General features: G+C 72.2%; 24 protein-coding genes and 1 pseudogene. 13 read left to right on the top strand and 12 right to left on the bottom strand.

The annotated features are described in order from the left end of the window. Position 1: 1 nt before the first annotated feature. Positions 2–823, bottom strand: a complete 822-nt coding sequence (locus ACFYU0_RS22945) for a MerR family transcriptional regulator (RefSeq protein ID WP_389303833.1) — start codon at positions 821–823, stop codon at positions 2–4. A gap of 37 nt (positions 824–860) precedes the next feature. Continuing rightward, the gene (locus ACFYU0_RS22950; protein WP_389303835.1) at positions 861–1,079 is read right to left on the bottom strand and encodes a DUF397 domain-containing protein; all 219 of its coding nucleotides are present in this window, start codon (positions 1,077–1,079) and stop codon (positions 861–863) included. Between ACFYU0_RS22950 and ACFYU0_RS22955 the strand changes: the two genes are divergently transcribed. Beyond that, the gene (locus ACFYU0_RS22955; RefSeq protein WP_351670088.1) at positions 1,078–1,404 is read left to right on the top strand and encodes an antibiotic biosynthesis monooxygenase; all 327 of its coding nucleotides are present in this window, start codon (positions 1,078–1,080) and stop codon (positions 1,402–1,404) included. The two genes, ACFYU0_RS22950 and ACFYU0_RS22955, sit on opposite strands and share 2 nt — an antisense overlap. 13 nt (positions 1,405–1,417) lie before the next feature. Here ACFYU0_RS22955 and ACFYU0_RS22960 read toward each other — a convergent pair whose 3' ends face one another. Then, on the bottom strand, positions 1,418–1,918 hold the full coding sequence (locus tag ACFYU0_RS22960) for a hypothetical protein (RefSeq protein ID WP_389303837.1): 501 nt from the start codon (positions 1,916–1,918) through the stop codon (positions 1,418–1,420). A 513-nt stretch (positions 1,919–2,431) separates the two neighbouring features. On the opposite strand from ACFYU0_RS22960, the gene ACFYU0_RS22965 reads away from it, so the two are divergent. The 8 genes and pseudogenes from ACFYU0_RS22965 to ACFYU0_RS23000 all read left to right on the top strand — a co-directional run. Next, the gene (locus ACFYU0_RS22965) at positions 2,432–3,664 is read left to right on the top strand and encodes an amidohydrolase (RefSeq protein ID WP_351670082.1); all 1,233 of its coding nucleotides are present in this window, start codon (positions 2,432–2,434) and stop codon (positions 3,662–3,664) included. Between the two features lie 288 nt (positions 3,665–3,952). Further along, positions 3,953–5,008 carry a BMP family protein gene (locus tag ACFYU0_RS22970; protein WP_389303839.1) on the top strand — a complete coding sequence of 352 codons (1,056 nt, stop codon included), beginning with the start codon at positions 3,953–3,955 and terminating at the stop codon, positions 5,006–5,008. Between the two features lie 199 nt (positions 5,009–5,207). Next, entirely contained in the window at positions 5,208–6,734 is a 1,527-nt protein-coding gene (locus ACFYU0_RS22975) for an ABC transporter ATP-binding protein (RefSeq protein WP_351670336.1), read from the top strand. Continuing rightward, on the top strand, positions 6,731–7,858 hold the full coding sequence (locus ACFYU0_RS22980) for an ABC transporter permease (RefSeq protein WP_351670076.1): 1,128 nt from the start codon (positions 6,731–6,733) through the stop codon (positions 7,856–7,858). Before ACFYU0_RS22975 ends, ACFYU0_RS22980 begins: the two co-directional genes overlap by 4 nt. Beyond that, positions 7,858–9,147 (top strand): ABC transporter permease, encoded by a 1,290-nt coding sequence (locus tag ACFYU0_RS22985; protein ID WP_351670073.1) that lies wholly within the window; start codon positions 7,858–7,860, stop codon positions 9,145–9,147. The genes ACFYU0_RS22980 and ACFYU0_RS22985 overlap by 1 nt, the downstream gene beginning before the upstream one ends. Further along, positions 9,144–9,551 (top strand): cytidine deaminase, encoded by a 408-nt coding sequence (locus ACFYU0_RS22990; protein ID WP_351670070.1) that lies wholly within the window; start codon positions 9,144–9,146, stop codon positions 9,549–9,551. Before ACFYU0_RS22985 ends, ACFYU0_RS22990 begins: the two co-directional genes overlap by 4 nt. 79 nt (positions 9,552–9,630) lie before the next feature. Then, positions 9,631–10,908 carry a thymidine phosphorylase gene (locus ACFYU0_RS22995; protein WP_389304117.1) on the top strand — a complete coding sequence of 426 codons (1,278 nt, stop codon included), beginning with the start codon at positions 9,631–9,633 and terminating at the stop codon, positions 10,906–10,908. 156 nt (positions 10,909–11,064) lie between these two features. Continuing rightward, positions 11,065–11,217, top strand: a pseudogene (locus tag ACFYU0_RS23000) (Uma2 family endonuclease); the annotation flags it as partial. Between the two features lie 7 nt (positions 11,218–11,224). On the opposite strand, the gene ACFYU0_RS23005 reads toward ACFYU0_RS23000, so the two are convergent. Beyond that, the gene (locus tag ACFYU0_RS23005) at positions 11,225–12,166 is read right to left on the bottom strand and encodes an AEC family transporter (RefSeq protein WP_389303840.1); all 942 of its coding nucleotides are present in this window, start codon (positions 12,164–12,166) and stop codon (positions 11,225–11,227) included. 76 nt (positions 12,167–12,242) lie between these two features. Between ACFYU0_RS23005 and ACFYU0_RS23010 the strand changes: the two genes are divergently transcribed. Next, positions 12,243–12,629: an STAS domain-containing protein gene (locus ACFYU0_RS23010; RefSeq protein WP_351670061.1), complete on the top strand. Its 387-nt coding sequence runs from the start codon at positions 12,243–12,245 to the stop codon at positions 12,627–12,629. Here ACFYU0_RS23010 and ACFYU0_RS23015 read toward each other — a convergent pair. Together ACFYU0_RS23015 and ACFYU0_RS23020 are read right to left on the bottom strand one after the other, a co-directional pair. Next, positions 12,513–13,526, bottom strand: coding sequence for a sigma-70 family RNA polymerase sigma factor (locus tag ACFYU0_RS23015; protein ID WP_351670058.1), 1,014 nt, complete (start codon positions 13,524–13,526; stop codon positions 12,513–12,515). The genes ACFYU0_RS23010 and ACFYU0_RS23015 overlap by 117 nt on opposite strands. Positions 13,527–13,700: 174 nt before the next feature. Next, positions 13,701–14,990, bottom strand: a complete 1,290-nt coding sequence (locus tag ACFYU0_RS23020; protein ID WP_389303841.1) for an MFS transporter — start codon at positions 14,988–14,990, stop codon at positions 13,701–13,703. A 119-nt stretch (positions 14,991–15,109) separates the two neighbouring features. On the opposite strand from ACFYU0_RS23020, the gene ACFYU0_RS23025 reads away from it, so the two are divergent. Next, positions 15,110–16,003 carry a LysR family transcriptional regulator gene (locus ACFYU0_RS23025; RefSeq protein ID WP_351670330.1) on the top strand — a complete coding sequence of 298 codons (894 nt, stop codon included), beginning with the start codon at positions 15,110–15,112 and terminating at the stop codon, positions 16,001–16,003. 228 nt (positions 16,004–16,231) lie between these two features. Here the strand turns inward: ACFYU0_RS23025 and ACFYU0_RS23030 are convergent, their stop codons facing one another. Continuing rightward, positions 16,232–16,993 (bottom strand): alpha/beta hydrolase, encoded by a 762-nt coding sequence (locus ACFYU0_RS23030; RefSeq protein ID WP_351671431.1) that lies wholly within the window; start codon positions 16,991–16,993, stop codon positions 16,232–16,234. Between the two features lie 131 nt (positions 16,994–17,124). On the opposite strand from ACFYU0_RS23030, the gene ACFYU0_RS23035 reads away from it, so the two are divergent. Next, the gene (locus ACFYU0_RS23035) at positions 17,125–18,300 is read left to right on the top strand and encodes an adenosine deaminase (RefSeq protein WP_389303843.1); all 1,176 of its coding nucleotides are present in this window, start codon (positions 17,125–17,127) and stop codon (positions 18,298–18,300) included. Between the two features lie 151 nt (positions 18,301–18,451). Further along, positions 18,452–18,784, top strand: coding sequence for an ATP-binding protein (locus ACFYU0_RS23040; protein WP_351671437.1), 333 nt, complete (start codon positions 18,452–18,454; stop codon positions 18,782–18,784). Between the two features lie 91 nt (positions 18,785–18,875). Here the strand turns inward: ACFYU0_RS23040 and ACFYU0_RS23045 are convergent, their stop codons facing one another. The 5 genes from ACFYU0_RS23045 to afsQ1 form a co-directional block, all read right to left on the bottom strand. After that, positions 18,876–19,079 carry a PspC domain-containing protein gene (locus ACFYU0_RS23045; RefSeq protein WP_351671440.1) on the bottom strand — a complete coding sequence of 68 codons (204 nt, stop codon included), beginning with the start codon at positions 19,077–19,079 and terminating at the stop codon, positions 18,876–18,878. A 92-nt stretch (positions 19,080–19,171) separates the two neighbouring features. After that, the gene (locus tag ACFYU0_RS23050) at positions 19,172–19,732 is read right to left on the bottom strand and encodes a VanZ family protein (RefSeq protein ID WP_389303845.1); all 561 of its coding nucleotides are present in this window, start codon (positions 19,730–19,732) and stop codon (positions 19,172–19,174) included. 93 nt (positions 19,733–19,825) lie between these two features. Continuing rightward, on the bottom strand, positions 19,826–20,464 hold the full coding sequence (locus tag ACFYU0_RS23055; protein ID WP_389303846.1) for a hypothetical protein: 639 nt from the start codon (positions 20,462–20,464) through the stop codon (positions 19,826–19,828). Continuing rightward, the gene (locus ACFYU0_RS23060; protein ID WP_351671448.1) at positions 20,461–22,047 is read right to left on the bottom strand and encodes a HAMP domain-containing sensor histidine kinase; all 1,587 of its coding nucleotides are present in this window, start codon (positions 22,045–22,047) and stop codon (positions 20,461–20,463) included. The genes ACFYU0_RS23055 and ACFYU0_RS23060 overlap by 4 nt, the downstream gene beginning before the upstream one ends. Beyond that, on the bottom strand, positions 22,044–22,721 hold the full coding sequence (afsQ1, locus tag ACFYU0_RS23065) for a two-component system response regulator AfsQ1 (protein ID WP_190012869.1): 678 nt from the start codon (positions 22,719–22,721) through the stop codon (positions 22,044–22,046). The genes ACFYU0_RS23060 and afsQ1 overlap by 4 nt, the downstream gene beginning before the upstream one ends. Positions 22,722–22,886 lie beyond the last annotated feature (165 nt).

The following is a 22,886-nucleotide window of genomic DNA, read 5'->3' on the forward strand; positions in this document are numbered from 1 at the left end:
GTCAGCTCCGGGTCACCGGCGCCTGGAGTTCCGTCACCCAGTCGTCGCGGTTCTCCGGGCACTCCAGATTGACCTCGCGGGGGTAGCCGGTCGACCGGTAGCCGTTGGCGTCGATCCAGCGGGCCAGGGTCTGGGCCGTGGGGAGGACGGTGTCCATCGAGCCGCGGTGCATGACGGTCGCCGCCGTGCCGACGGGCGGCAGGTCGACGATCCGCAGCGCGCCGTCCCGGAGCGGTGCGGACACCTGCACGGCGGCGTGCACGGTGATCCTGCCCTCGCCCTCCGGCGCGTCCTCGTAGTAGGCGACCCCGGGCCCGGTCGGCTTGACGCCCGCCTCGTCCAGACGGCGGAACAGCTCGTCGTACAGCGGCCCGATGACCGGGCCGATGTCCTCGGGCTGGAAACTCGCCGCGACCGCGGTCAGCTCCGCGACCCGCACGGCCGGGAGGCTCTTGATGACGACGTCGTTCTCGGGCATGTGCCCCTCGCTCTCGATGGCCCGGAGCCTCGCCTCGACCTGGACCAGCCGGTCCGCCGCGGCCGTCATGGCGGCCTCCAGCTCCGCCCGCCGCAGCCGCAGCATGGCGCGCAGATCCTCGCTGCTCACCTTCTCGTCGAGGATCTCCCCGACCTGCTTGAGGGTGAGCCCGAGGTCCTTGAGCGCGATCACGCGGTTGAGGCGCGCCAACTGGGCGGCGGTGTAGTAGCGGTAGCCGGACGCGGGGTCGACGTGGGCCGGGCGCAGCAGTCCGGTCGCGTCGTAGTGACGCAGCATCCGGACCGAGACGCGGCCGTGCCGGGCGAAGTCTCCGATGGTGAACATGACGTCTCCGAGTCGACCGCCTGACACGGCGTGAGGGTCAAGAAGCGCCGGCGTGACGCCCCTTCAGACTCCGGACGAAGGCGGCGAAGGCGCCGGGCGCGAACCCGAGGACGCCGGCCGCCGGGTCCTTGGAGTCGCGGACGGATATGCGGGCGGGGGAGTCCGCGGCCCAGCGGGCGATGCGTGCCGAGGACGCGGCGGAGCTGTTCGAGGGGGAGTGAGCGAGCGGTGCCGGTGCGGGGCAGTATGGGTTCATGAGCGTAGTGAAGATCAACGTGCTGACCGTGCCGGCCGAGCAGCGGGAGACGCTGGAGAAGCGGTTCGCGTCGCGGGCCCACGCCGTGGAGAACTCCGACGGGTTCGAGTGGTTCGAGCTGCTGCGGCCGGTCGAGGGGACCGACCAGTACCTCGTCTACACCCGCTGGCGGGACGAGGCGGCGTTCCAGGCCTGGATGGAGGGGCCGATGAAGTCGGCCCACCAGGGCGGCGGCGAGGGCGGCGAGAAGCCGAGGCCCGCCGCCTCCGGCTCCACCCTGTGGTCCTTCGACGTGGTGCAGCAGGCCGCGCCGAAGAACGCCTGATCCTCGGAGCGGATCAGGCGTCGCCGCCCGGGGGCTCCTCCCGCGGCGGCGTGCCTCTGCCGATCGTCATCGACCAGCGCACGGACGGCGGGGCCTCGACGGAGGCGACGCCGCCGTCCTCCGCGCCGCCGGTGTTCACCTCGTTGTAGACGGTGCCCGTCCGGCCGGCGCGGCAGTCCAGCGGGAAGGACACGTGCACGGGGCGGACGGCGACCCTCATGCGTCCCGTGCCCTGGCAGCGCACCGCGAGGATCAGGGCGTCGCCCTTTCTGCCCTTGCCGAAGGCGATGCTCGCGTTCCCCGTCGTCACCCCGAGGCCGCCGGCCAGGGTTTCGCCCGCGTCCAGCTCAGGGGGCCTCTGGTGGGTGGGCGTCGGGGTGCGGTGCGGTGCCGGGGCCGGCACCGCCGGCCGGCCCTGCCCGGACGGGCGGCCGTGGGCGGAGGCGCAGCCGGTGAGCGGGACGAGCAGCAGCGTGCACGCGAGGCTCGGGCCCGCGAGGGTCCGGATGGACATGTCGGCACTCCCGGTCTGACAGCGGCCGGGTATCGGCCGACGGCTGACCGGATCATGGCAGTGCCGGAGGGCGGACCGAGGGAGTCCGGGCGTTCTCTGAGCAAGATGTGAGCTTCACCGCGGCACCGGAGCACCGGTGCGCCCGGCCCCGGTCAACCCGATCGGTCCAGCGGCGCCCGCTCCTGCCCCGCGCGTCAGGCAGGACGGCGCGCGGGCGTGGAAGCGCAGCTCCGGGTGGGTGTCGCGGGCCGGGACACCATCTCGGGGAGACGTCCGGCGCCGGGCTCCGCCTGGTCCGCCACCGGCCGCGCGTGCGTCCGCTCGGCGGACTGGGGGAGCGTGGGGACGGTGATGCGTGGTATGCGTGGAGAGAGGAAACAGAGGTTTTACCCACCGAAGTCCGCCGCCATGCGTCCGCCGGTCCGATTTTCTTCCCCTAACGGGCTGAACTTTTGTTGATCCGGGGTCAGTTGGCCGGTCGGGCGTCCTACCCTTCAGAGGGTGAAGCAATTGATGTCCCGAGAGTCCGAGGCCCAAGTGCCCGGGGACGTGCTCCCCGGCGTGCTCAGCGAGTCCCTGCACGCCGAACTGGTCGCCTTCCGCCGTGACCTCCATATGCACCCCGAGCTGGGCAACCAGGAGTTCCGCACGACCGCCGCGATCAAGGAGCGGCTCGAGCAGGCCGGGCTCAAGCCCCGCGTCCTCGCCACCGGAACCGGACTGCTCTGTGACATCGGGATCGCCGAGGGGCAGGAGGCGGAACGGACCGCCGTGCCGATGCTCGCCCTGCGCGCCGACATCGACGCCCTGCCCATCCCCGACACCAAGGCCGACTGCCCGTACCGGTCCACCGTGCCCGACCGGGCCCACGCCTGCGGCCACGACGTGCACACCACCGTGGTGCTCGGCGCCGGTCTGGTCCTCGCCGACCTGGCGGCCAAGGGGCTGCTGTCCCGGGCGGTGCGGCTGATCTTCCAGCCCGCCGAGGAGGTGCTGCCCGGCGGCGCGCTCGTCGCGATCGGGGACGGGGCGCTCGACAACGTCGGCCGGATCCTCGCCGTGCACTGCGACCCCAAGGTCGAGGCCGGCCGGATCGGCCTGCGGCACGGGCCCATCACCAGCGCCTGCGACCGGCTGGAGGTCGCCCTGGACGGGCCCGGCGGCCACACCGCCCGGCCGCACCTGACCACCGACCTGGTCACGGCGGCCGCCCGCGTCGCCATCGACGTGCCCGCGCTGGTCGCCCGCCGCGTCGACACCCGCGCCGGCCTCGCCGTCACCTGGGGCCGGATCGAGTCGGGCCATGCCCCGAACGTCGTACCGCAGCACGCCGAGCTGTCCGGCACCGTGCGCTGCCTCGACCTGGACGCCTGGCGGGACGCGCCGGACATCGTGCACGCGGCCATCGACGAGATCGCCACGCTGCACCGCGCCAAGTCGGAGATCAACTACGTGCGGGGCGTCCCGCCGGTGGTCAACGATCGGGAGTCCGCCGAGCTGCTGCGCCGGTCGATGGTGGCCCGGCGCGGGATGGACTCGGTCGAGAGCACCGAGCAGAGCCTCGGCGGCGAGGACTTCTCCTGGTACCTGGAGAACGTGCCCGGCGCCATGGCCCGCCTGGGCGTGCGCACCCCCGGCGACCGCATGGTCCGGGATCTGCACCAGGGCGACTTCGACGCCGACGAGCACGCCATCACGGTCGGCGTGGAGATGTTCACGGCCGCCGCGCTGCTCGACGACATGTAGCCGCCCCCCCGGGCCCGGGCGCGGCCCCGGGGGGCCTGGCCGCCCGGGGCAACACGGTCGTAAGCCAACCGTGCACTGTGCGCAACAGGCGTGTGAGACGCCCGGTACGCCGAGTTCAGGCGGTGTTTGCCTCGAATAGATAACGGCTTCGTGAGGGGGTGTTTTGCGACATCTACGCGCGTTACGATGCCGCGAAGCCGACGCCGTCGGGGCGTCTCGGCTTGAGCACCGATCCGGTGCTCACATCAAGCGCCGACAGGCGCTCAGGTCAGGTGAAGGAGCCTTCCCGTGCGCCGGGTAGCCAAGATTTCCGCTGCGTGTGCCGCCACCGCAGCTTTCGCCCTCACTGCCACCGCGTGTGGCAGCACCTCCTCCGACAACGACAAGTCGTCGTCCTCCTCCGGTGACGGCAAGGGCGTCAAGATCGGTCTCGCCTTCGACGTCGGCGGCCGTGGTGACCGCTCCTTCAACGACTCCGCCGCGCGCGGTGCCGACAAGGCGAAGAAGGAGTTCGGCGGCGAGATCAAGGAGCTGACCGCGAAGACCTCGGACACCGAGGCCGACCGCGAGCAGCGCCTGTCGGACATGGCCGAGGCCGGGTACAGCCCGATCATCGGTGTCGGTTACGCGTACGCCGCCTCGATGACCAAGGTCGCGGCGAAGTACCCGAAGACCAGCTTCGGCATCGTCGACTCGGTGGTGGACGCGAAGAACGTCGACAGCATCACCTTCACCGAGGAGCAGGGCTCCTACCTGGCCGGTGTCGCCGCCGCGCTGAAGACGAAGAAGGACCACGTCGGCTTCATCGGCGGCGTCGACGTCCCGCTGATCAAGAAGTTCGAGGCGGGTTACGTCCAGGGCGTCAAGGACACCAACTCGAAGATCAAGGTCGACACCCAGTACCTGAGCCACGGCTCGGACACCTCCGGCTTCGCCAGCCCCGACAAGGGCAAGGAAGCCGCGCAGGGCATGCTGGACAACGGCGCCGACGTGATCTACTCGGCGGCCGGCTCCTCCGGCAACGGCGCGATCGAGGCCGTCAACGGCGTCAAGGGCGCCTGGGCGATCGGCGTGGACTCGGACCAGTACAGCATCCCGGGTCTGGCCAAGTACAAGAACTCGATCCTGACCTCGATGGTCAAGAACGTCGACCTCGGTGTTTACGACTTCGTCAAGTCCGTGCACGGCGGCAAGCCGCTGACCGGCACCAACACCTACTCGCTGAGCAAGGACGGCGTCTCGCTGTCCACCAGCGGCGGCTTCATCGACGACATCCAGGCCAAGCTGGACGCGGCGAAGAAGAAGATCGTCGACGGCTCCGTCAAGGTCAAGACCACCCCGTGACCTGACGGGTCCCGTGGGACCCGGGCTCGGCGCGGGGGCGGCTTCCGCAGCCCCCCGCCGAGCCATAACAATGTGTCAACTCTACGCGTGTAGCATCGAGTTGCCGCGCTAGCGTCGCCGACGCCTGCCCTCCCCCCGCAGCCCCTTTCCCCGAGGAGAGTGCGCCATCAACGCGTCCAGCCCTCCCGCTGCCGTCGAACTGCGCGGCATCACCAAGCGTTTCCCCGGCGTCGTCGCCAACCGCGACATCGACATCACGGTCCGCACGGGCACCGTACACGCCCTCTGCGGTGAGAACGGCGCCGGCAAGTCGACCCTGATGAAGATCCTCTACGGCATGCAGCAGCCGGACGAGGGCACCATCGCGGTCAACGGTGAACTCGTCACCTTCAGCAACCCCGGCGACGCCATCGCCCGCGGCATCGGCATGGTGCACCAGCACTTCATGCTCGCCGACAACCTCACCGTCCTCGAGAACGTCGTCCTCGGCGCGGAGAAGCTGTACGGCATCGGCGGCAAGGCGCGCGCGAAGATCAAGGAGATCTCCGACGCGTACGGCCTGGGCGTCCGGCCCGACGTCCTGGTCGAGGCGCTCGGCGTCGCCGACCGCCAGCGCGTGGAGATCCTCAAGGTCCTCTACCGCGGCGCCCGGACCCTCATCCTGGACGAGCCGACGGCCGTGCTCGTGCCGCAGGAGGTCGACGCCCTGTTCGACAACCTCCGCGAGCTCAAGGCCGAGGGCCTCACCGTCATCTTCATCTCCCACAAGCTGGGCGAGGTGCTCTCCGTCGCCGACGAGATCACCGTCATCCGGCGCGGCACCACGGTCGGCACGGCCGAGCCGCGCAGCACCACCTCCAAGCAGCTCGCCGAGATGATGGTCGGCAGCGAGCTGCCCACGCCGGAGACGGAGGAGTCCACCGTCACGGACGTCCCCATGCTCACGGTGGACAAGGTGCACCTGTCCCAGACCGACCTGGACGGCGTCGAGCGGATCATCCTCGACGAGATCTCCTTCACCATCCACAAGGGCGAGGTCCTCGGCATCGCCGGTGTGGAGGGCAACGGCCAGTCCGAGCTGGTCGAGGCGATCATGGGCATGCGGAACCCGGACGCCGGCGTCGTCACGCTGGACGGCGAGGACATCTCCCACACCCCCACCCGCCGCCGCCGCGAGGCCGGCGTGGGCTACATCCCCGAGGACCGCCACCGCCACGGCCTCCTCCTCGAGGCGCCGCTGTGGGAGAACCGCATCCTCGGCCACGTCACGGAGAAGCCCAACTCGCGCGGCGGACTGCTCGACATCAAGGCGGCCCGCACCGACACCGAGCGCATCGTCCGCGACTACGACGTCCGCACGCCCGGCATCGAGGTGACCGCCGCCTCGCTGTCCGGCGGCAACCAGCAGAAGCTGATCGTCGGCCGCGAGATGAGCCACGCCCCCAAGCTGCTCATCGCCGCCCACCCCACCCGCGGTGTGGACGTCGGCGCGCAGGCGGCCATCTGGGACCACATCCGGCAGGCCCGGCGCGAGGGCCTGGCCGTGCTGCTGATCTCCGCCGACCTGGACGAGCTCATCGGGCTCTCCGACACCCTGCGGGTGATGTACCGGGGCCGTCTGGTCGCCGACGCCGACCCCGCGACCATCACCCCCGAGGAGCTGGGCTCCGCCATGACGGGTGCTGCCTCCGGCCACCTGGAGCACGCAGAGGACGACGCGCGATGAACAAGCTGACCTCACGGATCGACAAGGAGCGGCTGCTCCTCGGGATCGCGGCGCCGCTGCTGGCGATCGTCGCCGCGCTCGTCGTCACCACCCTGGTGATCCTCGCCACCGGCAAGAACCCGGGCGACGCCTTCAGCGACATGGTGACCTACGGCTTCGCCAGCGACAGCCAGGTCTACATCCTGAACAAGGCGACGACTTACTACCTCGCGGGTGTCGCGGTGGCCATCGGCTTCCGCATGAACCTGTTCAACATCGGCGTGGACGGCCAGTACCGGCTCGCCGCGTTCATCGCGGCCGTCCTCGGCGGCGCGCTGACCGTGCCGGGCTGGATCGCCATCCCCCTGATCATCGTCTGCGCGATGGCGACCGGCGCCCTGTGGGCGGCCATCGCCGGCGTGCTGAAGGTGACCCGCGGCGTCAGCGAGGTCATCTCGACGATCATGCTGAACTCGATCGCCACCGCGATCATCGCCTACCTGCTGCAGCCCGGGAAGCTCGGCCAGCTCGACCAGGCGGGCACCCTCGTCTCCACCAAGCCGCTGCCGTCGTCCTCGTACTTCTTCAGCATCGACACCGGCCCGGCCGGCGTCCTGTGGGGCTTCATCGTCGTCGCCGTGGTCGTCGGCATCGGGTACTGGTTCGTGCTCGGCCGCACCCGGTTCGGCTTCGACCTGCGCACCGTCGGCCAGTCCGACACCGCCGCCGCCGCGAGCGGCGTCGGGGTGAAGAAGATGGTCGCCACCAGCATGATCATCTCGGGTGCGGTGGCCGGTCTGATCGGCATGCCGACCCTGCTGAACGACAGCCACCAGTTCAGCAACGACTTCCCGGCGGGCATCGGTTTCACCGGCATCGCCATCGCGCTGCTCGGCCGCAACAGCCCGATCGGCATCGCGCTCGGCGCCCTCCTGTGGGGCTTTCTGGAGCGCACCACCAACCACCTGGAGTTCCAGGGCTACGACAAGGAGATCCTCGGCGTGATCCAGGGCGTCATCGTCCTGTGCGTCGTGATCGCCTACGAGGTCGTCCGCCGCTACGGCCTCAAGCGCCAGCAGCAGCGGGTCGGCGCCGAACTCGCCGCCCAGGCCGCCGCCCCGACGATGAAGCAGGAGGTGGCGTGATGACTGCCACGATGACCGACGCGCCGCCGCCCGCGGCGCCCAAGGCGGAGAGCGCGGCCGGCAAGCGCTCGGGCCGGTCGCTCGGCCAGATCCTCATGATCGTCGCGGGTGCGCTGCTCCTCGTGGCCGCGGTCCGCGTCATCACCGGCGCCGACCAGCTCACCTCCGAAGGACAGGTCGGCGCCGCCCTCGGCCTCGCCGTGCCCATCGGCCTCGCCGGTCTGGCCGGTCTGTGGTCCGAGCGGGCCGGTGTGGTCAACATCGGCCTCGAGGGCATGATGATCCTCGGCACCTTCGGCGCCGGCTGGGTCGGCTGGCAGACCAACCCCTGGCTGGGCCTGCTGTGCGGCATCGGCTTCGGCGTCCTGGGCGGCCTGGTGCACGCCGTCGCCACCATCACCTTCGGCGTCGACCACATCGTCTCCGGTGTCGCGGTCAACCTGCTGGCGCTCGGCGCCACCCAGTACCTCGCCAAGCTGTTCTTCGCCGAGGGCAAGCCGGCGGAGGCGGGCGGCAACCCCAAGCAGTCGCCGCCCGTGGACTCGCTGCCGCACGTCACCGTGCCGGGCCTGTCCGACGGCCTGCAGACGGTCCAGAACCACCACTGGTTCCTGGTCTCCGACCTCGCGGGCATCATCGGCGGTCTGATCACCGACCTGTCGGTGGTGACGATCCTGGCCGTGCTGCTGTTCGTCGGCAGCTGGTGGCTGCTGTGGCGCACCTCGTTCGGCCTGCGGCTGCGCTCCTGCGGCGAGAACCCGGTCGCCGCCGAGTCGCTCGGCGTCAACGTCTACCAGTACAAGTACGTGGCCGTGGCCGTCTCCGGCGGTCTCGCCGGCCTCGGCGGCGCGTTCCTCGCCCTGGTCACCTCCCACACCTACCTGGAGGGCCAGACCGGCGGGCGCGGCTACATCGGCCTCGCGGCGATGATCTTCGGCAACTGGCGGCCGGGCGGTCTGGCCATGGGCGCGGGCCTGTTCGGCTACTCCGACGCGCTGCAGCTGCGCAACGGCGGCACGACCGTGCACGCCCTGCTGCTCCTGCTGGTCGTCCTGCTCGTGGTCCTGGCCGGCTGGAAGCTGTACCGCTCGGCCGTCTGGCAGGGCGCCGTCAGCCTCGTCGTCGGCGGGCTCGTCCTGGCCTGGTACCTGCTCACCGACGAGGTCCCGAGCGACTTCGTGGGCGCCACGCCGTACGTCGTGACGCTGCTGGTGCTCTCGCTCTCCGCCCAGCGGCTGCGCATGCCCAAGGCGGACGGCATGCGGTACCGGAAGGGGCAGGGCAAGTGACGGCCGCGCCGGACGCCGGCTTCGACTGGGAGCCGCTGCGCGCCGAGGCGCGGGAGGCCATGACCCACGCCTACGTCCCCTACTCGGGCTACCCGGTCGGCGTGGCCGCCCTGGTCGACGACGGGCGCACGGTCTCCGGCTGCAACGTCGAGAACGCCTCCTACGGGCTCGGCCTGTGCGCCGAGTGCGGGCTCGTCTCGCAGCTCCAGCGCACGGGCGGCGGCCGCCTCACGCACTTCACCTGCGTGGACGGCGAGGGCGCCCTGCTGGTGCCGTGCGGCCGCTGCCGCCAGCTCCTTTACGAGTTCGGCGGCCCCGGCCTGCTGCTGGACACTCCCGAGGGCGTCCTCCCGCTCTCCGAGATGCTGCCCCAGGCCTTCGGCCCGGGCCATCTCTCCAAGTAACTCCCCGTACGGCCCCCCTGAACCGAATCAGGGGGGCCGTGCACTTCGCACCTCCCGGAAGGAAGCCATAGCCATGGCCATGGACGCCATCTCCGTCATCCGCACCAAGCGGGACCGCGGTGAGCTGACCGACGAGCAGATCGACTGGGTCATCGACGCGTACACCCGCGGCGAGGTCGCCGACGAGCAGATGTCGTCGCTCGCGATGGCGATCCTGCTCAACGGGATGAACCGCCGGGAGATCGCCCGCTGGACCGCGGCCATGATCGCGTCCGGCGAGCGCATGGACTTCTCCTCCCTGTCCCGTCCGACGGCCGACAAGCACTCCACCGGCGGCGTCGGCGACAAGATCACGCTCCCGCTGGCCCCGCTCGTCGCGGCCTGCGGCGCGGCCGTCCCGCAGCTCTCCGGCCGGGGCCTCGGCCACACCGGCGGCACCCTGGACAAGCTGGAGTCCGTCCCCGGCTGGCGCGCGCTGCTGTCCAACGAGGAGATGCTGAACGTCCTCGACACCACCGGCGCGGTCATCTGCGCGGCCGGCGACGGCCTGGCCCCCGCCGACAAGAAGCTCTACGCCCTGCGCGACGTGACCGGCACGGTCGAGGCGATCCCGCTGATCGCGTCCTCGATCATGTCCAAGAAGATCGCCGAGGGCACCGGCTCCCTGGTCCTGGACGTGAAGGTGGGCTCCGGCGCCTTCATGAAGACGATCGAGGACGCCCGCGAGCTGGCCTCCACGATGGTCGGCCTCGGCACGGACCACGGCGTGAGGACGGTCGCGCTGCTGACCAACATGTCCACCCCGCTCGGCCTCACCGCCGGCAACGCGCTCGAGGTCCGCGAGTCGGTCGAGGTCCTGGCCGGCGGCGGCCCGGCGGACGTGGTCGAGCTGACGGTCGCCCTGGCCCGCGAGATGCTCGACGCGGCCGGCATCAAGGACGCCGACCCGGCGAAGGCACTGGCCGACGGCTCGGCGATGGACGTGTGGCGCCGGATGATCACGGCCCAGGGCGGCGACCCGGACGCCGCGCTGCCCACGTCGAAGGAGCAGCACGTCGTCAGGGCGTCCGCGTCCGGCGTCCTGACCCGGCTGGACGCGTACGGCGTCGGCGTCGCCGCCTGGCGCCTCGGCGCGGGCCGCGCCCGCAAGGAGGACCCGGTGCAGGCGGCGGCGGGCGTGGAGATGCACGCCAAGCCGGGCGACACGGTGACCGAGGGCCAGCCGCTGCTGACCCTGCACACGGACACCCCCGAGCGCTTCGAGTACGCGCTCCAGGCGGTCGAGGGCACTTACGACATCGCGGCCCCGGGCACGGCCTTCACGGCGTCGCCGGTGGTGCTGGAGCGCATCGCCTGATCAGGGCCCGTGGCCGAAGGCCGCGGAGGCCGTGGCCCTTTCGGGCGAACGGGACCGGTGGATTGCCGCCGGTCCCGTTTCGGCATGCTGGGATCGGTGACGCACCGATAGGAGACCGCCGTGAGCGCACTCACCGTCAGCCAGGACCCCGACCACCGCTGGGCACCCGGCGGCCCGACGGCGACGCTCTACGGAGAACCCAAGGGCGAGGTCTACCGAGTTCTCGGAGCAGTGAAGTTCGGCGATCCCATCAAGCTGCCGGAACCGTTCGGCATCACCATCGACACCGGAGAGTTCCCCGTCGACTGACACGCCCTCAGCCCAGCACCGTCGCCACCCCCACCAGCACCGGCACCGAGACCACCGTCGACAGCAGCACCGACTCGCGGGCCAGGGTCTCGGCGACCCGGTAGCGGCTGGCGTAGGTGAACAGGTTCTGGGCGGCCGGCAGGGCCGAGGTGACGACCACGTCCAGCAGGGGCGCGCCGTGCAGGCCGAAGACCCCGCGGGCCAGGGCCCAGGCCACCAGCGGCTGGCCCAGTGACTTCAGCGCCACCGACAGCAGGACCGGATGGCGGTCGAGTCCCCGGCCGGGAGCCGCGCTGCCGCGCAGGGACATGCCGAAGACCAGCAGGGCCGCCGGGACCGACATGTCGCCGATCATGCCGAGCGGCTCCATGACCGGGCCCGGGACCCGCCAGCCGGCCGCCGACACCGCCACACCGGAGAGCGACCCCACCGCGATCGGATTGCGCAGCGGCGTCAGCAGCCGCTGCCACACCGGGGCCTTCCCGCCGTTACGGCCGGTCCCGTCGTCCGTGCCGGTCAGATCCAGGACGGTCAGGGCGACGGGCGTGACGATGACGACCTGGAACAGCAGGACCGGGGCCACCAGGGACGCGTCGCCCAGCACGTAGGCGGCGATCGGGATGCCGAGGTTGCCCGAGTTGACGTACCCCGCGCACAGGGCGCCGATCGTCGTCCGGCCCACGCCCCAGTGCCGCAGCGCGCCCACCGCTACGAAGGCCGCCGACACCGCGGCCGTGCTCAGGGCCGTCACCAGCAGGCGGCTGGAGAACAGCACGGAGAGGTCGGCCCGGGCCAACGTGTGGAACAGCAGGGCCGGTCCGGCCACCGAGAAGGCGAGCCGGGTCAGCACCTCACGGCCCGGCTCACCGAGGGTGCCGCGCCACCCGAGCACATAGCCCACCCCGATGACGACCGCGATCACCGCGAACCCGCTCAGCACCCCCGTCACGGCCCCAACCCTCCGCCGGAGCACGGCAGCGGGTCAATGTGATCTCCGTCCGGGCGTGCCCGGCGGGCGGTCCGCGATGAGTTGTGCCGCGGCCGCCGGTCTACCGCACGTGGATGCCGACACACCCGCCGTACTCGTACTGCCCGGATCCGTCACCCGTGCCGAGGTGGCCGGGCTCTGCGCCGATGTGCGGACACTGCTGGACGGCGGCGGAGCCGCGGTCGTGGTGTGCGACGTGGCCGGACTCGGACCGCCGGGGCTGCGGACCGTGGACCTGCTGGCCCGGCTGGAGCTCGCCGCCCGCCGGGCCGGCGGGCGGATACGCCTGCGCGGCCCCGACCCCGCGCTACGCGCCCTCCTCGACCTGGTCGGACTCCGCTTCCAGGTGGAGGGGCAGGCCGAAGAGCGGGAACCAGCGCGCGGTGTCGAGGAAGCAGTGGAAACCGGTGATCCGGCCGCCTGACACCTCCAGCACCTGCACCGCCCAGGGGGTGAAGCCGCCCTTCTCCTCGTCCGGCTTGTAGTGCGCGAACCCCGGCAGGCCGTTCGCCCGCACCGGCAGCAGCCGGGAGCCCGCGCAGGACGCGCCCAGGGTGGTCATGAAGCCGGTGATGTCCTGCGGGCCGCGCAGCCACAGGTCGAACGGCGGCATCGTCATGACGGCGTCCTCGTGCAGCAGCGCGGTGAGCGCCGTCATGTCGTACCCCTCGAAGGCCTTCACATAGCGTTCGAGCAGTCTCTGCTGCTCCTCGTCCAGCGGGTCGGACACCGCCCCCGCCGCGGCCTCGGAGTCCCGCTCGGCGAGCGTGGCCCGGGCCCGCTGCAGGGCGCTGTTGACGGAGGCGACCGTGGTGCCCAGCAGCTCGGCGACCTCGCTCGCCCGCCAGGCCAGCACCTCGCGCAGGATCAGCACCGCCCGCTGCTTGGGCGGAAGCTGCTGCAGGGCCGCCATGAACGCCAGCCGCACCGACTCCTTGGCGACGGCGGCCTCCGCCGGGTCCTCCACCGCAGGCAGCACGCGCGCGTCCGGCATCGGCTCCAGCCAGGTGCTGTCCGGACGGGGGGAGAGCGCCGCCCGGGCGAGCGGCGTCGAGTCGGTCAGGTCCATCGGCCGGGCCCGCTTGTTGCCCGCCGTCAGCATGTCCAGGCACACGTTCGTCGCGATCCGGTACAGCCACGAGCGCAGGGACGAGCGGCCCTCGAACTTGTCGTAGCTCCGCCAGGCCCGCACCAGCGTGTCCTGCACCGCGTCCTCGGCCTCGAAGGAGGAGCCGAGCATGCGGTAGCAGTACCCGGTCAGCTCGGTCCGGTGCTTCTCCAGTGCCGTGTCGAGGTCCGTCGTCGCCGTTCCGCTGCCCATCGTGTCCACCCCTGTGGCCGTCCCCGTGCGCACCTTCGCGCCCCAGCACTCCGGAAGCTACCGCAGCCCACTGACAATGGCGCCCGGAGCGCGGAAAAGCCCGGCCCGGACCGGTTTTTCACACAACCGGGCGGGCACCGCGGCCGGTGCCCGCCCAGTCGTACGCGCGTCGTCTCAGTGTGCCGGGACCGGCTCCCGCCGGGCCGCCACCCGGGCCGCGCGGGACCCGAGGACGGTGATGGCCACGACGCCGAGGACCGCGAGGACGCCGACGCCGACCGTGCCCGCCCAACCGCCGGCGTGGAACGCCGTCGCGCCCACCGTGCTGCCGGCGCTGGAGCCGATGTAGTACGCGGACTGGTACAGCGCCGAGGCCTGGGCGCGGCCGTGCTGGGCCGTCCGGCTGACCGCCGAGGAGGCGACCGCGTGGCCCGCGAAGAAGCCTGCCGTGATGAGCACCAGACCCAGCAGGACCAGCGGCAGGAAGGGCACCAGCGACAGCAGCAGACCGGCCGCCGTCGTACCGCCCGCCAGGTACAGCGCGCCCCGGCGGCCGAGCCGGCCCACCAGGCGCCCGGCCGTCGACGCCGACACCGTGCCGACCAGGTACACCAGGAAGATCGAGCCGACGATGCCCTGCGGCAGGGAGAACGGCGCCTCCGTCAGCCGGTAGCCGATCACCGTGTACACGCCGCCGAAGACCGTCATGAACAACGCGCCGATCGCGTACAGCCGGCGCAGCAGCGGGTCGGCGAGGTGGCCGCGCACCGTGTCCAGCAGCACCCGGGGGCGCAGCGAGCCCGCCGAGAAGTGCCGCGGGGCGGGCAGCAGCAGCCGGAACGCCACCGCGCAGGCCACCGCGACCGCGCCGATCACTCCGACGGCGACCCGCCAGCCCCACTCCTGCGCGACCCAGCCGGTGATCACCCGGCCGCTCATCCCGCCGACGCTGTTGCCGGCGACGAACAGCCCGATCGCCGTGACCAGGGCCTTCGGCCGGACCTCCTCGGCCAGGTACGCCGTCGCCGAGGCCGGCAGACCGGCCAGCGCCGCGCCCTGCACCGCCCGCAGCACCACCAGCGTGCCGATCGACGGCGCGAAGGGCACCAGCAGGCCCACGCCCACCGCGACCGCCAGCGAGGCCGTCATCACCGTACGGCGGCCGAAGCGTTCGGAGAGGGCGCTCATCGGCAGCACGAACAGCGCCAGTCCGCCGGTCGCGGCCGCCACCGTCCAGCTCGCCTCGCTCGCCGCCACCCCGAACTCGCCGGAGATGAGCGGCAGCAGGGCCTGGGTGGAGTACAGCAGGGCGAAGGTCGCGACCCCGGCGAGGAAGAGGGCGAAGCTCATCCGGCGGTAGCCGGGGCCGCCCGGCGCCATCCGGGAGTCGGGGGCGGAGTCGGAGGAGGGGGCGGGCGTGACGGCGTCCACGGTGGCGGACGCCCCGGTACTGGCGGGAGACATGCTTCGACGCTATGCACCGCCCACTGATCCGTCCAATGCATGGAATCGCCATAATCGTTCCCGTGAAGCATGAGCAGAGGTCACAGGGTCAGCCGTCATCGTTCAGTGACATGGAAGACATGGCGCTGTTGCTCGCGCCGCGCCTCGCGTACTTCGCCGGGGTCGCCCGCACCGAGCACGTCACCCGGGCCGCGCAGGAGATGAACGTGCCTCAGTCCACGCTCTCCCGGGCCATGGTCCGGCTGGAGCAGGACCTCGGTGTCGGCCTGTTCGCCCGCCACGGCCGCACGGTTGCCCTCACCACCGCGGGCCGCACCTTCCTCGCCTCCGTGGAGCGCGCCCTCGCCGAGGTCGAGCGTGCCGCCGAGGAGGTCCGCGCCGACGCCGACCCGGCCACCGGCAAGGTCGCCTTCGGCTTCCTGCACACCATGGGCGCCGAGACCGTGCCCGGTCTGCTGCACGCCTTCCGCGCCGACCATCCGCGCGTCCGCTTCAGCCTCTTCCAGAACTACGGGGAGGCGATGCTGGAGCGGCTGCGCGCGGGCGGACTGGACCTCTGCCTGACCTCCCCGGTGCCGGACGCCCCCGACCTGGTCGCCCGCCGCCTGGACGAGCAGAAGCTGCGCCTGGTCGTACCGGCCGACCACCGCCTGGCCGGCCGGCGCCGCATCCGGCTGGCCGAGGCGGCCGAGGAGACCTTCGTCACCCTGGAGCCGGGCTACGGCCTGCGCCGCATCACCGACGACCTGTGCCGCGAGGCCGGCTTCAAGCCCCGCATCGCCTTCGAGGGCGAGGAGGCGGAGACCCTGCGGGGCCTGGTGGCGGCCGGCCTCGGGGTCGCTCTGCTGCCGCCCCCGACGGTGCCCCGCCCGGGAGTGGTGGAACTGACGGTCACGGCGCCGCGGGCGGTCCGCGAGATCGGCGTCGCCTGGCTGGCCGACCGCCCGGACACCCCACCGGTCGCGGCCTTCAAGAAGTTCCTGCTCTCCAGAAGGGGGAGCCTGCTGCCCTAGGCCGTGTCCGCGAAGTCGCGTCTGCGTCGCGACGCCCGGCACGCACTCTCGCCGCACCGGCCGAAAGCCCGAGTACACCCAGTACGAGGGCATCCGGCCGGCACCCCGAGAGCACGCACCGGACGCCGCGACGCCCGCCCTGCGGGCGAACGACGCGACTTCGCGGACACGACCTAGGGCGTGTCCGGGGATCTGCGGGGCGTCCGGTGACCTCCGGGGCCTCCGGCTTCACCGCCGCAGCGACTTGCCGAACCCCGCCGCCAGGGGCATGCGCAGTCCGATCGGCGGCGGTGCGGCCAGTGCGTCCTCCACCGGGCGGGACACCGGGTGGCCGAACAGCGCGCCCATGACGAAGTCCACGGCGAGGGAGCGCACTTCGTCGCGGTACTGGTGCAACGTGTGGCCGTCGGTGTGCACCTCGAACCGGCACACGTCCCGGTTGGCCTTCTTCGCCCGCTCCGCCAGGCGGAACGACAGCTCCGGGTCGGTGCGTTCGTCGTTCGTGCCGTGCACGATCAGCACCCGGCGCCCCACGAGCTGCTTCACCGGCTCCGCGGGCGCGGCCACGTCCTCCTCGGGCAGCCAGGGAGCGAGCGCGACGACGGAGTTCACCGCCTCGTGGCCGCCCGCCCGCAGCGCGGCCCGGCCGCCCATGTCCAGGCCCACCAGGCACACCGGCACGTCCCCGTACCGGCGCACGACCTCGTCGGCGGCCCACTCGGCGTCCGCCGCCAGATGCGCCTCGGCGCCGTTCCAGCCGCGGTACCGGTAGTGCACGGCGTGCACGGCCAGCCCCTCCTCCCGGCCCGCCCGGGCGAACCGGCGGCCCAGGGAGCGGACGAAGGCCGTCGCCCATACGGGGGACGGCCTGCGGTCGGAGATCTCCTCCCCGCCGGGGAGCAGCAGCACCGCTCCGCTCACCGCCGTCGGCTCCGGCCCGACCGCCTTTCCCAGTCCGGCCGTTCGGACCGGCGTCGCTTGCTGTCCCATGACAGAACAGTGTCAGAAGCGGTGGTGTACGAAACCCGTCCGGGCGGTCACCGTTGCGTATCGGCGGAAAACCTGCTGTGTCTCCTCGCGTACCGGGGGCGCTCTACGCGCGTAGGAGTTAGAGTGCGGAAATGACGAGCCAGACTGCACCGACTGGGACCGTCCCGGCCCACGTTCCGACGCCGGACCAGATCCGACGGGCGCCCAAGGTTCTGCTGCACGACCATCTCGACGGCGGGCTGCGCCCCGGCACCGTCGTCGAACTCGCCCAGGAGACCGGGTACTCCCAACTGCCCGAGACCGACCCCGACAAGCTGGGCCTCTGGTTCCGCGAGGCCGCCGACTCCGGTTCGCTGGAGCGGTACCTGGAGACCTTCTCGCACACCGTCGGCGTGATGCAGACCCGGGACGCGCTGGTCCGGGTCGCCCGGGAGTGCGCGGAGGACCTGGCCGAGGACGGGGTCGTCTACGCCGAGGTGCGCTACGCGCCCGAGCAGCACCTCGCGGCCGGGCTGAGCCTCGAAGAGGTCGTCGAGGCGGTCAACGAGGGCTTCCGGCAGGGGGAGCGGCTGGCCAGGGAGGATGGCCACCGCATCCGGGTCGGCGCCCTGCTGACCGCCATGCGGCACGCCGCCCGTGCCCTGGAGATCGCCGAACTCGCCAACCGCTACCGCGACATGGGCGTCGTCGGCTTCGACATCGCGGGCGCGGAGGCCGGCTACCCGCCCACCCGGCACCTCGACGCCTTCGAGTACCTGAAGCGGGAGAACAACCACTTCACCATCCACGCCGGCGAGGCCTTCGGACTGCCCTCCATCTGGCAGGCGCTGCAGTGGTGCGGCGCCGACCGGCTCGGGCACGGGGTGCGGATCATCGACGACATCGAGGTCCTGGCGGACGGCTCGGTGCGGCTCGGCCGGCTGGCCTCCTACGTCCGTGACAAGCGCATCCCGCTGGAGCTGTGCCCCAGCTCCAACCTGCAGACCGGGGCCGCGCCCTCCTACGCCGAGCACCCGATCGGGCTGCTGCGGCGGCTGCACTTCAGGGCGACGGTGAACACGGACAACCGGCTGATGTCGCACACCAGCATGAGCCGGGAATTCGAGCACCTCGTCGAGGCGTTCGGCTACACGCTCGACGACCTCCAGTGGTTCTCCGTCAATGCGATGAAATCAGCGTTCATTCCTTTCGATGAACGACTGGCGATGATCAATGACGTGATCAAGCCCGGATATGCAGAGCTGAAGTCCGAATGGCTGTTCCAGCAGACCGCCTCCACCAGTGGTTCTTCCGGTTCGGAAGGCTGACGGCGGGCAAATCGGCCGCCGAAATGCGAACGGCTCTTCACGAGCCGTACGCATTTCGGTGTTTGCGGCGGGCTGCGCGTGCTGTCTACGGTCGTGGGACCGCTCAGATCATTTGCGATCACCCGTCTCCGTATTCAAGGACGCATTTAACATGAAGCAGTCTGCTGCCAAGACCCTCGGTGTCGCCGCCCTCGGCGCCGCTTTCGCGGCCGTCGGTGCGGGCGCCGCCGAGGCGGCCCCGGCCGCTCCGGTCGCCCCGCAGGCCCTGGACTCCGTCGCCACCGCGCTGCCGGCCCAGAACGTCGGCCAGGCGCTCGCCCAGGAGCAGGGCGCTCTCGGCGCCGGGGGCACCACCGCGCAGCCGGTCGTCGGGAACGTCGTCGCCGGCGGGCCGACCGCGCCGCTCGCCGGGCTGCTCGGCGGACTGCCGCTCCAGAGCATGCCCACGCAGGGCGTCGCGGTGAACGGCCTGCCGCTCGGCTGACACCCGCCGTACGACGGCGTCGGCGCGCCCCGGAACCTTCCCTGGGCGCGCCGACGGCGTTCGCGTGCGCGGGCGGTCCCGCACAGGGGGCTCACCAGGCGGCGGTGCGGGCCTTGTCCTCGGCCGGGAGCAGGATCCACAGCGCGATGTAGAGCAGGAACTGCGGGCCGGGCAGCAGGCAGGACACCAGGAAGACGACCCGCATCGTCGTCGCCGAGGTGCCGAAGCGCCGGGCCAGCGCGGCGCACACTCCGCCGATCACGCGGCCGTGGGTGGGGCGGGCGAGGCTGGACATCTGCGGCTCCTTCATGGACGTCGGACGAGGCGGTCCGGTCGGCTGCCTCAACGATGTCAACGGTACGGAGACGAAGGGGGCGAAGCGTCGCTCTACGGGGCGATCCCGACCCTGGGAATCGTCGGGGTACGACCCTGAGCCACGTCCTCCTGGACGGTGACCTGCCCACTCGCGCCGGTCGCCCGCCCGGCCCGGCGGCGCAGCAGGGCCCGGCCGGCCGGGACCACGGCCAGGTGCGCCAGGGCCACGCCCACGGTGTTCAGCAGCAGCGAGTCGACGTCCACGACCCGGCCGGGCACGCCGGTCTGCAGCAGGGCGATGCCGGTCGAGACCAGGGCGCCCGCGGCGGTCGTACGGACCAGGGAGGCGAGCGGCGACACGGAGAGCCTGCCGTGGGCCGCGGGCAGCAGCACACCCAGCGGGGCGAGCAGGGCCAGGCCCTCGGCGAGGCGTCCGGCCGCCCGCGTCCCGCCCAGCGCCAGATCCGCCCGGATGCCGGCCAGCGGACGCAGATTGGCGGGCATCACCCAGGGCACGTCCAGCGGCCGCAGCATCAGCCAGGCGACGAGCCCGAGATGGGCGGCGAGGAGGACACCCCCCGCCACACGGATTCGGATCGCGGCGCTGCCGCCGATGGAGCCTTGACGCTGCACGCCCCCCAAGACGCACCCCTGTGCACAATCGGTTCCGCAGCGGTCACGCGGACGTGCCTGAGGCGTCCGCCACACCCGGGGGCCGCCCGCGTCTCAGCCCGCGGTGACCTCGCTCGACGGCGGGTCCGTGCTGCCCGGGCGGGTGCGGACGGTGTCGGTGCACTCGTAGCGGCGCAGCGGGGCCGGGGCCGGGCCGCCCAGGATCACCGAGCCGTCGCCCTCCGTCGCCGCCGAGTCGGACAGCGTGCACACGATCTGGGCGAGGGCGAAGGAGGTGAGCCGGGCCGGGGTGGCGCTCAGCCTGAGCGTGTCCTCCGGGTCCTTGCGCCCGTTCCCGGCGACGCCCAGGCCGCCCGGCACGTACGTGGTGTAGCCCGCCGCCTTCTCCGCGGCCGAGGGCGACGCGGCGAGCTGGTCCAGCAGGCCCTGGGCCACGATGACCCGGCGCTTCGCGTCCGGGGTGCCCTCGGGCACGCGCACGGTGCGGTCGACGGCGACCAGGGAGGACCCGCAGAGCAGGAACACCTGTACCGGAACGCCGTGCGCGGACTGGGTCGTCGCGTCGGGGGCGGACAGCGAGCACGGCACCCGGGAGGGCGCCGCGCCGAAGTCCGTCGGCACCTCGGTGGGCCGGATCCCGCACCCGGCGAGCACCGTGGTCAGGAGGGAGGCCGCGAGCAGACGCCGTACGGTCCGGGCCGTCGACGCGGTCCGTGCGGTCCGTGCGGTCATGATCCCTCCTTCCCGGTGCTGTTTCCGGCCTTGTCGTCCTCGGTGCTGTCGTCGTCCTCCGCCGTCAGGCGGGAGGCGTCCCGTGGCAGCCGCAGTGTGAACACCGCGCCGCCCTCCGGTGAGTTGGCGGCGGTGATGCCGCCGCCGTGGATGTGGGCGTTCTCCATGGCGATGGACAGGCCCAGGCCGCTGCCCTCGGAGCGCGGCCGGGAGGCGCTGGCCTTGTAGAAGCGGTCGAAGACGTGCGGCAGGACGTCCTCGGGGATGCCCGGCCCGTGGTCGCGCACCGCGATGACGAGATCGTCGCCGTCGATCCGCACCGACACCCGGACCGGCGAGCCGCCGTGCTTGAGGGCGTTGCCGATCAGGTTGGCCAGTATGACGTCCAGGCGGCGCGGGTCCAGCCGGGCGTGGCGTCCGCGCTCGGCGTCCAGCTCGACCGCGTCCAGCCAGGCGCGGGCGTCGATGCAGGCGGTGATCTGGTCGGCGATGTCCACGTCGTCCAGGACCAGCCGGGCGGTGCCCGCGTCGAAGCGGGTCACCTCCATCAGGTTCTCGACCAGGTCGTTCAGCCGCCGGGTCTCGCTGACCACCAGCCGCACCGCGGGCTCGATCATCGGGTCGATGCTCCCGGCGTCCGCGTCCAGCTCCTCCTCCAGCACCTCCGTCACGGCGGTGATGGCGGTCAGCGGGGTCCGCAGCTCATGGCTCATGTCCGCCACGAAGCGGCGCGAGGCCTCGTCCCGGGCGGCCATGTCGGCGACCCGTTTCTCCAGCGCTTCGGCCGCGTTGTTGAAGGTCCGCGACAGGTCGGCCAGTTCGTCGGTGCCGGACACGCTGAGCCGGGTGTCCAGCCGGCCCTCGCCGAGCCGCCGGGCGGCCACCCCGAGCCGGTGCACCGGCTTGAGCACGGTCGTGGCGGCGGCCTGCGCGAGCAGCGCGGAGCCGATCAGGGCCAGGCCGGTCGCGATCCCCAGCGACCAGGCCAGCGAGTTCAGGTCCTTGGCCTCCGGCTCCAGCGACTTGGCCAGGTAGCCCGTCGGCCCGCCACCGGCCAGCCGTGCCCCGGCCACCAGGTACGGCGTGCCGTGGTCGTCGACCCGCTGCCAGTACAGGTGGTACGGCGCCTTGTTGCCGTCGGCCACCTTCTGCCGCTTGTTCACCGCCTTGCGCAGTGACGCCGGCACGTCCTCCAGCGAGAAGCCGTTGATCCCGCCCGAGGTGCCGTACACCGTCTTGCCGCGCGCGTCCTCGGCGACCAGCAGCACGCTGAAGCGCTGGCTGCTGTTGGCCATCTGGCCCGCCGCGCGCTGCAGTTCGTCCTGCGTGGGGCGCGCGGGCAGCGCGCCCGCCCGGTTCTGCATCTCCTGCTGGAAGTCGCGCAGCACCGCGTCCTGCGCGCGCGTCAGCACGGCCTCCCGGTTCAGCCAGTACGCGATGCCCGAAGCCGACACCGCGGCGGTGAGCGCGACCAGCGCGAAGACCACGACCAGCCGCAGCCTGAGGCTGGTGAACCGCAGCCGCGACACACTTCCCCTGCGCCCCGCGGCCCAGCCGCGCGGCCCCCCTTGCGTGTCGGTCACTGAGGAGTGTCCAGGCGGTAGCCGACACCACGGACGGTACGGATCAGGGTCGGGGAGGACGGCACGTCCTCCACCTTGGCGCGCAGCCGCTGCACACACGCGTCCACCAGACGCGAGTCGCCCAGGTAGTCGTGCTCCCAGACCAGCCGCAGCAACTGCTGCCGGGAGAGCGCCTGGCCGGGCCGCCGGCTCAGCTCCAGCAGCAGCCGCAGCTCGGTCGGCGTGAGCTGCAGGTCCTCGCCGTTCTTGGTCACGGTCATCGCGGAGCGGTCGATGACGAGGCTGCCGAAGGTCGCCGAGTCGCTCGACTCGCGCTCCCCGCGCCGCAGCACGGCCCGGATCCGGGCGTCCAGCACCCGGCCCTGGACGGGCTTCACCACGTAGTCGTCGGCGCCGGACTCCAGTCCGACCACCACGTCGATGTCATCGCTGCGGGCGGTCAGCAGGATGATCGGAAGCTGGTCGGTGCGCCGGATGCGCCGGCACACCTCGAACCCGTCGATGCCGGGCAGCATCACGTCCAGCACGATCAGATCCGGCCGCTGCTCGCGCAGCAGCTTCAGACCGTCCTCACCGCTGGCAGCGGTCGCCACCCGGTGTCCCTGGCGCGTCAGGGAGAGCTCCAGGGCCGTGCGGATGGCGTCGTCGTCCTCGATCAGCAACAGGGAAGGCACGGGCTCATTCTGGCCCATGGACGGGGTGCGGATCGACCGGTGGGACGGAGATCGCGGTGCGCGGTGCCCCGCGGACCGTTCCGGCGTGGCCGGCGGGACCGTACCGCTCCCTCCCGCGCGGCCCCGCTGACACGCCCCGGCCAGACCCCTGTGACAGGTCTGTGA

This window comes from Streptomyces sp. NPDC003720 (assembly GCF_042875075.1).
In the GTDB taxonomy this organism is placed as follows: Bacteria; Actinomycetota; Actinomycetes; order Streptomycetales; family Streptomycetaceae; genus Streptomyces.